At 73.4% G+C, this 11,716-nt stretch carries 10 protein-coding genes; 3 read left to right on the forward strand and 7 right to left on the reverse strand.

Going from position 1 to position 11,716, the window contains the following annotated elements; genetic code table 11:
• Positions 1–16: 16 nt before the first annotated feature.
• Together HFV08_RS14020 and HFV08_RS14025 are read right to left on the reverse strand one after the other, a co-directional pair.
• Positions 17–532 (reverse strand): SRPBCC family protein, encoded by a 516-nt coding sequence (locus HFV08_RS14020; RefSeq protein WP_312885598.1) that lies wholly within the window; start codon positions 530–532, stop codon positions 17–19.
• A gap of 153 nt (positions 533–685) precedes the next feature.
• Positions 686–1,252, reverse strand: coding sequence for a TetR/AcrR family transcriptional regulator (locus HFV08_RS14025; protein WP_168539366.1), 567 nt, complete (start codon positions 1,250–1,252; stop codon positions 686–688).
• 122 nt (positions 1,253–1,374) lie between these two features.
• On the opposite strand from HFV08_RS14025, the gene HFV08_RS14030 reads away from it, so the two are divergent.
• Positions 1,375–2,793: an NADH:flavin oxidoreductase/NADH oxidase family protein gene (locus HFV08_RS14030; protein ID WP_210430261.1), complete on the forward strand. Its 1,419-nt coding sequence runs from the start codon at positions 1,375–1,377 to the stop codon at positions 2,791–2,793.
• Positions 2,794–2,938: 145 nt separating this feature from the next.
• Complete coding sequence (locus HFV08_RS14035) at positions 2,939–3,727, forward strand: crotonase/enoyl-CoA hydratase family protein (protein ID WP_210430262.1); 789 nt, start codon at positions 2,939–2,941, stop codon at positions 3,725–3,727.
• 223 nt (positions 3,728–3,950) lie between these two features.
• Here HFV08_RS14035 and HFV08_RS14040 read toward each other — a convergent pair whose 3' ends face one another.
• Positions 3,951–5,405 carry an aminopeptidase P family protein gene (locus tag HFV08_RS14040; RefSeq protein WP_168539370.1) on the reverse strand — a complete coding sequence of 485 codons (1,455 nt, stop codon included), beginning with the start codon at positions 5,403–5,405 and terminating at the stop codon, positions 3,951–3,953.
• Between the two features lie 111 nt (positions 5,406–5,516).
• Complete coding sequence (locus HFV08_RS14045; protein WP_168539372.1) at positions 5,517–6,911, reverse strand: PP2C family protein-serine/threonine phosphatase; 1,395 nt, start codon at positions 6,909–6,911, stop codon at positions 5,517–5,519.
• Positions 6,912–7,562: 651 nt separating this feature from the next.
• Between HFV08_RS14045 and HFV08_RS14050 the strand changes: the two genes are divergently transcribed.
• A complete protein-coding gene (locus HFV08_RS14050; RefSeq protein WP_168539591.1) occupies positions 7,563–8,228 on the forward strand; it encodes a bifunctional DNA primase/polymerase in 666 nt (221 codons plus the stop codon).
• Between the two features lie 713 nt (positions 8,229–8,941).
• Here HFV08_RS14050 and HFV08_RS14055 read toward each other — a convergent pair.
• The 3 genes from HFV08_RS14055 to HFV08_RS14065 all read right to left on the reverse strand — a co-directional run bounded on the left by HFV08_RS14055 (position 8,942) and on the right by HFV08_RS14065 (position 11,623).
• Positions 8,942–9,910 (reverse strand): DUF5926 family protein, encoded by a 969-nt coding sequence (locus tag HFV08_RS14055; RefSeq protein ID WP_168539374.1) that lies wholly within the window; start codon positions 9,908–9,910, stop codon positions 8,942–8,944.
• A 169-nt stretch (positions 9,911–10,079) separates the two neighbouring features.
• Positions 10,080–10,721: an ATP-binding protein gene (locus HFV08_RS14060; protein WP_312885600.1), complete on the reverse strand. Its 642-nt coding sequence runs from the start codon at positions 10,719–10,721 to the stop codon at positions 10,080–10,082.
• Positions 10,722–10,822: 101 nt separating this feature from the next.
• Positions 10,823–11,623: a glycerophosphodiester phosphodiesterase gene (locus tag HFV08_RS14065; protein WP_168539378.1), complete on the reverse strand. Its 801-nt coding sequence runs from the start codon at positions 11,621–11,623 to the stop codon at positions 10,823–10,825.
• Between the last annotated feature and the right edge of the window lie 93 nt (positions 11,624–11,716).

Below are 11,716 nucleotides of genomic sequence, written 5' to 3' on the forward strand. Positions count from 1 at the left end.
TCTCCGGCCGCCCCCGTCAGGACCCGGAACCCGAGCCCACCAGCCCCGCCAGATGGCGCAGCGAGCCGGGAAGGTGTTCGGGGCCGAAGGGCGGAAAGCTGAGGTACTCGCGGATGGACGGCGGCACCGCCGACCAGTCGTAGGTGAGCGTGACCTCGGTCGCGGAGGGGCCGAGCGGCCGGAGGTCGTAGCGCCAGGACCAGCCGCCGAACTCCAGGCGGCCGTCCTCCTTCTCCTGTCCGGTCCGCCAGCCGATGGCGCGCGGCGGGTCCAGCACCTGGACCTGGTTGGCCACCCGGTAGTCGCCGTCCGGATGGTCCGGGTGGTACATGTCCATCCGGAAGACCTGCCCCACCTCGGCCAGCGGCGCCCGGTCGGCGGCCTCCCGTACCCAGCCGGTGCCGTCGATCGCCGCGTGGGTCCCCGGATCCGCGAGCACCGCGAACACCCGCGCGACGGGCGCGGCGACGGTCGACACGGCGCTCACCTTCTCCTCGGTCCGTGTCCCCTTCTCCTCGGTCACCGCGTCCACGCTTCCTCTCCTCTCGCCCCGGTCCCCCGCGGACGCGGAAGCCGGAGGGGGAACCTCCCCACCTGGCAGACGGGACGGCGAGGCGGAACTCATCGGTCACCGGACCGTCGATGACCCGCGCGTGTCGATCTTTGTCCTTAGGGGCGTCACCAACTACGAGACCGAGCCGACCAGTTGGCGCAGCTCGACCGCCACCTCGTCCAGGGGCTCGGTGGAGCGGACGGCGATGCTCAGCACCATCGCGCCCTCGATCGCCGAGACGAGCAGGAAGGCGAGCGAGCGGGCGCGGGCCGCCGGGTGACCCCGCTCGGTCAGCCCCTCGGCGATCGCCTCGCACCAGGAGGCGAAGGTCGCCCCCGCGTGCTCGCGTGCCTCGGGCACGGTCCGGCCCGAGAGCGCGCCCGCGGCCACCGGGCACCCGGCGTCGAAGTCGCTCGCGAGCAGCCCGGCGCGGACGGTGGCGGCCAGGTCCTCGACGGCCTCGCCCAGGTCGGGGGCGTGGGCGACCGCCGCCCTGAGCGCGGCCGACATCGCGGCCCCGGCCCTGCGGGCGGACTCGGCCAGCAACTCCTCGCGCCCGCCGGGGAAGTTGACGTAGAGGGAGCGCCGCGCGACACCGCTCTCCTCCAGGAGGTCGGAGACCGTCGTCCCGGCCACCCCCTTCGTCCTGATCAGCTCGATCGCGCACGCGATCAGCCGCTCGCGGACCGAATCCGCCACTGTCGCCTCCCTCACACTCCCTGGTAGACCAAACAGTCTCCTGATATACCTGCCAGTATACCTGGTGATCAGGACCTGCCGGGCCGAAAAGCGCCATGGCCGACCTGTGGAGGGGTTTCACGGTGCGTGAGAAGGCGGAACAGCAGAGGAAGTACGCGACCGAATCGGCCGGTGCGGAGAATTCCGTCGAGGCGGCGGACGGGACGGGTACGGAGGGAATTGCTTCCGGGCCGGGTGAGGGAGGGAAGGGGAATTCTGATGGACCCGGGCGAGGGCATATCGAGAACCCCGGCCGGGAATCCGCCGCGATTCCGGACCTGCTCCGCGAGCCCTTCACCCTGCCCAATGGATTCGTCCTCCCCAACCGCCTGGCGAAGGCCGCCCTGAGCGAGGGCCTCGCAGACCGCGACCACGCGCCGGGGGACCGGATCAAGAGCCTCTACCGGCGGTGGGCCGGCAGCGGCATGGGGCTGTCGATCACCGGCAATGTCATGGTCGACTCCCGGGCCATCGGTGAGCCCGGCAATGTGGTCGTCGAGGACGAGCGGCACCTCGGCCACCTCACCGAGTGGGCCCGCCTCGCCAAGTCCGGCGGGAGCAAGGTCTTCGTGCAGATCAACCACCCCGGCCGCCAGGCACCCCGCACCCTGACCGCCCGTCCGGTAGCCCCCTCCGCGGTCGCCTCGCCCGGCACCGCGGGCATGTTCGCCGAGCCCCGAGCCCTGACCCACGACGAGGTCGGCGAGATCATCCGCCGCTTCGCCCGCACCGCGCGCACCGTGCTGCGGGCGGGCTTCGACGGCGTGCAGATCCACGGCGCGCACGGCTATCTGGTGAGCCAGTTCCTCTCGCCGCTGGCCAATCTGCGCACCGACGACTGGGGCGGCACCCCCGAGAAGCGGCGCCGCTTCCTCCTCGAACTCGTCCGGGCCGTCCGCGCCGAGACCGGCGCCGGCACCCCGCTCGCCGTCAAGCTCAACTCGGCGGACTTCCAGCGCGGCGGCTTCGGCGAGGAGGAGTCGGTGGAGGTCGTGCACGCCCTCGCCGCCGAGGGCATCGACCTCCTGGAGATCTCGGGCGGCACCTACGGATCCGCCGCCATGCTGGGCGTGGACCCCAGCCTCAAGGAGAGCACCCGCAGGCGCGAGGCGTACTTCCTCTCCTACGCCGAACGCGTCCGCGCCGAACTGCCTGGCCTGCCGCTCATGCTCACCGGGGGCTTCCGCACCCTGGACGCCATGGCGGACGCCGTCCGCGGCGGGGCCGTCGACCTGGTCGGACTCGGCCGCCCGCTCACCGTCGAGCCGGACATCCCGCGGGAACTCCTCGCCGGGAATTCCGACCGCAGCATCGTCAACCCCAAACGCAGCGGAATCCGGCTGCTCGACAACCTGACCGAACTCGTCTACTACTCCGTGCAGATGCGGCGTATGGGGCAGGGAAAGGAACCGGCGCCCCGGCGCCATCCCGCGCTCAATGTCGCGCAATTCCTCGTGCACAACGGAGTCGACAGCGTCCGGCTGCCCAAGCGTGGCCGGTAGCGGAGATCTCCGACCACCGGACGGCTGAATTCCCGTAGCGCCGAATTGTTCCCGAACCGTCTCCCAAAAGGTGCCGAACAGCCCGCGAAGCCGTACGGAACGGAAGAGGCCGGCACCCCCGCACGACCGCCCCCTGGAGGAGCCCATGACCGACGCCACACCCCCCGAGACCCTCACCCTCGAACGCGACGGGCACGTCCTGCTGATCGGGCTGAACCGGCCCGCCAAGCGCAACGCCTTCAACCGCCTCATGCTCGCCGAACTCTCCCGCGCCTACGCCCTGTTGGAGTCCGACGAGGAGCTGCGCTGCGGGGTGCTCTTCGCCCACGGCGAGCACTTCACCAGCGGTCTCGACCTCGTCGACGTCGCCCCCCTGCTCTCGGCCGGGGAGAGCCCCTTCCCGCCCGAGGGGCGCGACCCCTGGCGGCTGGACGGCGAGTGGACCACGCCGGTGGTCGCCGCCGCGCAGGGCCGGATCCTGACCCTGGGCATCGAGCTGCTGCTCGCCGCCGACATCCGGGTCGCCGCGCCCGGCAGCCTCTTCGGCCAGCTGGAGGTGCGGCGCGGCATCTACCCCTTCGGCGGCGCGACCCTGCGCTTCCCGCGCGAGGCCGGCTGGGGCAACGCCATGCGGTGGCTGCTCACCGGGGACGAGTTCGACGCGGCGGAGGCGCTGCGGATCGGCCTGGTCCAGGAGATCGACGCGGACCCCCTCGACCGGGCCCGCCGGATCGCGCGGACCATCGCGGACAAGGCCGCCCCGCTCGGCGTACGGGCCACCCTCGCCAGCGCACACCGGGCCCGGCGCCTGGGCGACGAGGCGGCGGCCGAGCGGCTCGCCCCCGATGTGGTCGCCCTCTTCGGCTCCGCTGACGGAGCCGAGGGCGTGCGCTCCTTCGTCGAGCGCCGCGAGGCGGTCTTCACCGGCCGCTGACCGGAACCTCGCAAGGACGCCGACAGCGAACCTCGCAAGGACGCCGACAGTGAAGGACCGGGCACCCCCGAGGGCGCCCGGTCCTTCACCGGTTCCGCGGCCGACGGCCCCTGCCGGGACCGGGCCGTCCGGCGGCCGCGCTCGCTCAGCCGCCGAACCGGCCGTACCCGCTCAGCCGCCGAACCGGCCGTGCCCGCTCAGCGGCCGAACCGACCGCGCTCGCTCAGCCCTTGAGCTTCGCCATCCACAGCTCGACCTCGTCCGAGCGGCGCGGGAGTCCGGCGGAGAGGTTCCGGTTGCCGTCCTCGGTGACCAGGATGTCGTCCTCGATCCGGACGCCGATGCCGCGGTACTCCTCCGGCACCGTCAGGTCGTCGGCCTGGAAGTACAGGCCGGGCTCGACGGTCAGGCACATGCCCGGCTCCAGGGTGCCGTCCACATAGGTCTCGGTGCGGGCGACGGCGCAGTCGTGCACGTCGAGGCCGAGCATGTGGCCGGTGCCGTGCAGGGTCCAGCGGCGCTGGAGGCCCAGCTCCAGGACGCGTGCGACCGGGCCCTCGACCAGGCCCCACTCGACCAGCTTCTCGGCGAGCACCCGCTGCGAGGCGTCGTGGAAGTCGCGGTACTTGCCGCCCGGCTGCACCGCCGCGATCCCGGCCTCCTGCGCCTCGTAGACCGCGTCGTAGACCTTCCTCTGGATCTCGTCGAAGCGGCCGCTGATCGGCAGGGTCCGGGTGACGTCGGCGGTGTAGAGGCTGTGGGTCTCCACCCCAGCGTCCAGGAGCAGGAGGTCGCCGGAGCGGACCGGGCCGTCGTTGCGCACCCAGTGCAGGGTGCAGGCGTGGGCGCCGGCCGCGCAGATGGAGCCATAGCCGATGTCGTTGCCCTCGACGCGGGCGCGCAGGAAGAAGGTGCCCTCGATATAGCGCTCGCTGGTGGCCTCGGCCTTGTCGAGGACCTTCACCACGTCCTCGAAGCCGCGCACCGTGGAGTCGACGGCCTTCTGCAGCTCGCCGACCTCGAACTCGTCCTTGACCAGGCGGGCCTCGGAGAGGAAGACCCGCAGCTCCTCGTCGCGCTCGGCGGTCACCTTGTCGGTGAGGGCCGCCTCGATCCCGGCGTCGTGGCCGCGCACCACGCGGACCGGGCCGGTGGCCTCCGCCAGCCGCCCGGTCAGTTCGCGGACGTCGTCGGCGGGGATGCCGTACCGCTTCCCGGCCTCGGTGAGGGAGTGGCGGCGGCCCACCCACAGCTCGCCCTGGCCGTCCAGCCAGAACTCGCCGTTCTCCCGGTCGGAGCGGGGCAGCAGATAGAGCGTGGCCCGGTGGCCGTCCCGCTCCGGCTCCAGGACCAGGACGCCGTCCTCGGTCTGGTTGCCGGTGAGGTAGGCGTACTCGACCGAGGCGCGGAAGGGGTACTCGGTGTCGTTGGAGCGGGTCTTCAGGTTGCCCGCCGGGACGACCAGGCGCTCGCCGGGGAAGCGCGCCGAGAGCGCGGCGCGGCGCCGGGCGGTGTGGCCGGCCTGGGCGATCGGCTCCAGGGCGTACTGCTCGGTGTCGGCCCAGCCGGACCGCATGTTCTCCGCAAGCTCGTCGGAGACACCCGGGTACAGGCCGTTCTTGCGCTGCTTGATCGGCTCTTCTTCCTCCGGGGTCTCCGGGGTGAGCTCGTCCGCCACGGTCGTCCTCCTCTGTACGGCATATGACCACCTCCATCGTACGGGCGTACGGAAGGGCCTCGATCCGTATATATGCGGAGGTGCGGGGCGGCTGCCGGGACAGGGGAGCGGTCAGGCGAAGCGGGCCGCGAGGAGCACCACGTCCTCCTCGCTCTCCGCCCGGTCGAGACCGTCCGGCAGCATCGTGCGCAGCACATGGTCCGCCAGCGCCTCCGGGTCCTCGCGCACCGCGCGCGCCGCCCCCGAGGCGGCGGCGTGGAGCTTGGCGAAGGCGCGGTCCATGGGCTCGCCGGTGCGGTGCAGCAGCCCGTCGGTGTAGAGCAGCAGGGTCTCGCCCGGCTCGGTGGAGACCTCCACGCTCGGCGCCTCCCAGCAGGCCAGCATGCCGAGCGGCGCGGAGACCGAGGTCTCCACGAACTCGGTGCGCTCGGCCCCGACCAGGAGCGGCGGGCTGTGCCCGGCCCCGGCCAGGGTGATCCGGCGCAGGGCGGGCTCGCAGAAGGCGAAGAGGGCGGTCGCGCTGCGCGCGGGCTCGGTCAGCCGCAGCAGCAGTTCGAGGTCGGACAGGACCGCGACCGGGTCCTCGCCCTCCAGGACGGCGTACGCCCGCAGCGAGGCGCGCAGCCGCCCCATCGCGGCCACCGCGCTCGGCCCGGAGCCGGTCACCGAGCCGACCGCGAGTCCGAGGGCGCCCTCCGGCAGCGGCAGCGCGTCGTACCAGTCCCCGCCGCCGCGCTCGCAGGTGCGGTGCCGCGCGGCGAGCTGCACCGAGGCGACCCGGGGCAGCCGGGGCGGCAGCAGCTCCTCGGCGAGGGTGGCGGCGGTGGCGCGGGCATGGTCGAGTTCGCGCAGCCGGGCGAGGTGCTCGGTGGCCTGGCGTACGTAGAGGCCGATGAGGTGGCGCTGCCGCTCGGAGGGTTCGGCGGGCTCGTCGTAGAGCCAGACCGCGGCGCCCACCCGGCCGGCCTCGGCGCTCTCCAGCGGGAGCGCGTAGCTGGCGGCGTAGCCGAGGCGGGCGGCGACCTCCCGGTGGCGGGGGTCGAGGTCGTCCTCGGAGAGCAGGTCGGGGTGGGTGATCTCGCGGGCGGTGCCGCTCTGGTCGGCGGGCGCGTCCAGGAGGCGCCCGTAGGAGGTCGCGCTGCGCGGCACGGTCTCGATGTGCCCGAGGTCGGCGCGGCCGAGTCCGAGTCCGACCGTGGTCTCGGTGCCGTCGCCCGGCTCGACCACGATCAGCGCGCGCCGGGCGCCGACCAGCAGCGCGCCCGCCCGCAGCACCTCGTGCAGGGCGGTGTCGAGGGTGCCGGTGCGGGCGAGGTCCTCGGTGAGGTCGTGCAGCGTGGTCAGGTCGGAGACCCAGCCGGCCAGCTGGTCCTGGAGCGCCTCGGCGGGGGCGGCGGGGGACTCCCCGCCCGGGGAGTTCGCGGGCCCCGGAGGCTCCGGAGTGTGAGACGGGGCGGGAACGGTGGGGTCGATTCCGGCCACTTTCGGCGGGCGAGGGGTGTTCATGGCATCGGGCCTTCCGGCCAGTGCGTTCTGCGCGAAAACATCGCAAACCCCCTGACTTTCTGCGCCGGCGGCAGTGCCTCCAGATGTACACGCACCGAAGAGCGGATGTCCAGCATCGTCCTGCGAGGATTCCCGGTGTCCACGGGGGCGCTGGCGGCGACTTCAACTTGACTGAAAAATGCCGGAGGTAACGGCATATTGGGGTCGACTGGGACCGCTCGACGGAGCGTCACAGCGGTCGGGATGGGTACGTAATCGATGTGAGTCAGGGGCAGTTGGCCTACCCCGGAACCTGATGGCCCCGCCGGGCGTCCTAGTCGGCGAAGGCCGGGTCCCCATCCTCCGTGGCTCAGACTCCAGGCACTACGCGGGACGGCAATTCGCCAGGCATCGCCACCCCCGCGCCAGGCCCGTGCTCGATCGGTAGCGGTGCCAGAGGGCAAGCGGCGCCCGATCGGAACCAGCAGGGACGTGGCCGAGATGCCGCCCCAGGGGCCCCCGCCAGGCGGGCCCGGGGCGTGACGCGCCAGTACGTACGCACAGTGCACGGTCCGGCTCCTTTGTGTGAAGTGGTCCGCAGCGTTCTCCAGCGGTCGATGTTCTTGGTTCTTGCCAGCGGTCAACGGAAGGGAACGAGCGCTCATGCGTGAGATCCGCGAGATCCTCCAGAGGCGATGCAGGCACCTGTTCCGCCGGCTCTCCCGGCGCCCCGACGCGCGCGGCGCGGCCGTCTTCTACGCGAGCGCCTGGCAGTGGCCGGTACTCCCGGGCGCTGGCTGCCGGGAGCGCGACTCCCGCTGCTGCTCCTGTCCCGACCCGGACTGCGCGGTACCCGGCGCGCACCCCTTCGAGCCGGGACTCCTCGCGGCCACCACCGACGAGCGCATGGTGCGCTGGTGGTGGACGCGGCGCCCCTCGGCCCCGGTGCTGCTCGCCACCGGCGGCCGCGCGCCCTGCGCGGTCAGCCTCCCGGCGCCGGAGGGGGCGCGTGCCCTCGCCGCCCTCGACGCGAGGCAGATGCGCCTCGGCCCCGTGCTCGCCACCCCGGAGCGGGTGACCTTCCTGGTGGCCCCGTACACCCTGCCCCGCCTCGGCGAGCTGCTCTACGCCAAGGACCATGTGCCGGGCTCGCTGCGCTTCCACGGCGAGGGCGGCTATGTCGCGCTGCCGCCCTCGGAGACCGGCGCGGGCCCGGTCCGCTGGGAGCGCGCCCCGCTGCCCGGGTCCAGCACGCCCTGGCTGCCCGATGTCGAGGCCCTCGCGGACGTCCTGGTGGACACCCTGACCCGTACCGGTCTCAACCCCTCGGAGTTCTGAAGCGGCCCGTCCCGGCCCGGGGCGGTCCCTCTTTCCGCGGTCGCCCGCCGTTCTGAAGCGGCCCGCGCGGGCCCGGGCGGCGCGTCGATGTGCGGCGGCGCCTGGCGCCGAGCCCACGCGCCGGAGCGTGCGCCAGGGGCGTGCGCGGGGCGGGGGAAACGTACCTCGCGTACGCCTCTGGGGGTGCTGCGGCGGACTGGCCGCTGCGGAGGTGAATTCAGGTAAGCCACCGCTTATGCGGCTTCTTCTGCGTACTCAGGTGCGCGTACGCGTACGCAAGTTCCCGCACCGCACCGTGTATACGGCCACGAAAGCGTTTTCCGGCCAGGGGGCCCTATGCGCCGCTCGGGTGTTCGGCGGGGCGGTGCGGCCCCGGCTGCCAACTCGGCGCAGGCCGGGGGGCTTTGGGCGGGGCGGGAGGCGGCGGAACGGGTCCGTCCGCGGGCGCCAATGGAAAGACCCGGTTGCTGGCGACGGGGGATGCACCAGCAACCGGGCTCCTTGAACGGTAACAAGGAATCGGGGTTCTGCAAATTCGAAGACGGTTATTTGTCTGCTGATTTACCTGCGGAGACAGGCAGTTGTGACGCGAGTCACCCGGGGAGCGTGTCCGAATGCCGGGCAGTCCTTTCCGGCGACCGTACCGGCACCCTTTTCCGGCGCCCCTCCTCGCGCACTCCCCGGCTCGGCCCGCCCTCTCCCGTCCCCCCGGCTCAGCTCAGCGTCACCTGGCGGTTGGTGAGCCCGCCGCGCGCCCGGCGCTCCTCGCCGGTGAGCGGCTCGGTGCGCGCGAGGGCGTCCGCGAGCCGCTCGGCGAACGCGGCCGCGGGCTTCTCGGTGTCCGCCGCCGACATCCCGCGCGGCAGGTCCCAGACCGGCACCGTCAGCCCGTGCGCGCGGAAGGAGCCGACCAGCCGGGTGCCCTCGCCGAGACCGGAGGTGCCCGCCGCGTGCAACCGGGCGAGCGCGTCGAGGAGTTCCTCCTCCGCGTGCGGCATGACCCAGCGCAGATGGTTCTTCTCCGGGGTCTCGCACCAGTAGGCCGCGTCCACCTGGGTCAGCCGCTCGGTGGGGATGGCCGCCTCGTTCGCGCGCTCCAGGGAGGCCGCGACCTCCGGCGACGCCGACTCGCTGTCCGGCACCCAGAACTCGAAGCCGGTGTGCACCTCGGCGGTGAACTCCGCCTCCGGGTCGAGCAGATCCTGCAGTCGCGGCCCCTCGGCCGGTGCCCGGCGGGCCTCCACCGGGGTGCCCGGGGCGACGGTGAGCGCCCGCTGCAGGGTGTCCGCGAGGTCGCGGCTCAGGTCGCCGGAGGCGGTGTCGTTCTGCAGACCGAGCAGCACCGAGCCGTCCTCGCGCCGCAGCGCGGGCCAGGCCATCGGCAGCACGGTGGCCAGCGTCACCGAGGGGACGTCCGCGGGCTTCTCCTTGAGATGCAGCACGGCCGTGGCGGCGGGCACCAGCTCGCGCAGCGCCACCAGGTCGCGCTCACCGGCCAGGCCCTCGAAGGGGCGCTGCACCAGCTCGGTCACCGCCTGCGCGGCGGCCCGGCCGTGGCAGGCCTTGTAGCGGCGGCCCGAACCGCAGGGGCAGGGCTCCCGGGCGCCGACGACGGGGACCTCACCCTCGACGGCGCTCTTCGACTGCGGCTTGCCCTTCGCCTGGGGGCGCTTCTTGGCCATCGTGGCTGTCTCCCGGTAGCGGCTCGTCTCGTACGGGCGCGAGCCTAACCCCTCACCCCCGCCGTGGCGGCGGCCGCCGCCACGGCGCGAACGGGTGCGCGCGGGGCGGGAGTCGGGGCGGTTCCCGGAGAGAAGGGGGACAGGCCCCCTCAGTCCTCCGCGGTCCTCCTCAGTCCTCGAAGTCCTCGAAGGCCTCGGCGAGGTCGAGGCCCGCGAGCGAGGAGACGGCGGGGCTCGTGACCCGGGCGGTGAGGTCCTCGCGGCGTCGGCGCGCGGCCAGTTGGAGGGGGCAGTCGCGTACCGCCACCCAGACCGTGACCTCGCCGGTGACCCCGTCGCGTACGCCCCACTCCTCGGCCAGCGCCGAGATGATGTTCAGCCCGCGGCCGCCGTGCGCCGTCACCGAGGGGGTGGACGGCATCGGGCGGGTCGGCCCGCCGCCGTCGGTGACCTCCAGGGTCAGCAGCCCGTCGTCCTCGACCCGCCAGGCGGCGAGGACCTCTCCGTCCCCGGACTGCTCCTCGCCCAGCGGCCTGCCGTGCCGGCAGGCGTTGCTGAGCAGTTCGGAAAGAATCAGTACGGCGTCGTCGAGGACCGTCTCGGCCACCCCGCGCCGCCGCAGTTCCGCGCGCATCCGGCGCCTCGCCTGCCCCACGCCCGCAGGGCCATGGGGAACGGCCATGCTCGACGACGTGGGCACCTCCTGTGCGACCACCAACGCCACCCCCGAGACCTCCTTCGCCCCACGCCACGGACTGAATGCCCTCCGGCAACACGGCGGAAACCGAACAGACGGAGTGCGGTGACGCACATGTGACGATCGCGTACGTCCCGAACGCGCCGGTGCACTCCCCGTGACCGCCCCCCTCGGAGGCCCCCGGAACGCGGCGCGGACCGGACCGGCCGCGGCCGCTATCGGCCCAGCTGGGCGAGGACTTGGGCGGGCCGGTTGGTGATGATCGCGTCGACGCCGAGTTCGGCGCAGAGCTCCACGTCCGCGGGTTCGTCGACGGTCCACACATGCACCTGGTGCCCGGCCTCCTTCAGCCGCGCCACGTACCCCGGCTGATTGCGCACGATCCGCATCGAGGGCCCCGCGATGCGCACCCCCGCGGGCAGCCGCCCCTCGCGCTGGCGCGGCGAGAGGAACTGGAGCAGATAGACGGTGGGCAGCCCCGGCGCGGCCTCCTGCACCCGGTACAGCGAACGGGCCGAGAAGCTCATCACCCGCACCGGGCCCGGACCGGCGACCGAGGGCGGCGAGTCCAGGCCGTGGCGGCGCAGCAGCTCCAGGAGCTTCTCCTCCACCCGGCCCGCCCAGCGCGTGGGGTGCTTGGTCTCGATGGCCAGCTCGACCGGGCGGCCCGCCTCGGCGACCAGCGCGAGCAGCCGCTCCAGGGTCAGCACGGAGGTGTCCGCCCAGTCGGGGGCCTCGGCCCGCTCCTGGGCGCCGTGCTGCTTCCAGGAGCCGAAGTCGAGGGCGGCGAGATCGGCGAGCTCCAGCGCGGAGACCGCCCCGCGGCCGTTGGACGTACGGTTGACGCGGCGGTCGTGCACGCAGACCAGGTGCCCGTCCGCGGTCAGCCGGACATCGCACTCCAGGGCGTCGGCGCCGTCCTCGATCGCCTTGCGGTAGGCGGCGAGGGTGTGCTCCGGTACGTCCTCGGAGGCACCGCGGTGGGCGACGACCTGGATCTGGCGAGCGTGGTTCACCGCGTCATCGTGCCATCGGCGCCGGTACGCGGCCCGGCCGGGCCCGCAGCGGATGCGGGGCCCCCGCCGACCGCCGAGGATGGCCCCGACGCG

The sequence above is a fragment of the Streptomyces physcomitrii genome, from assembly GCF_012273655.1.
In the GTDB taxonomy this organism is placed as follows: domain Bacteria; phylum Actinomycetota; class Actinomycetes; order Streptomycetales; family Streptomycetaceae; genus Streptomyces; species Streptomyces physcomitrii.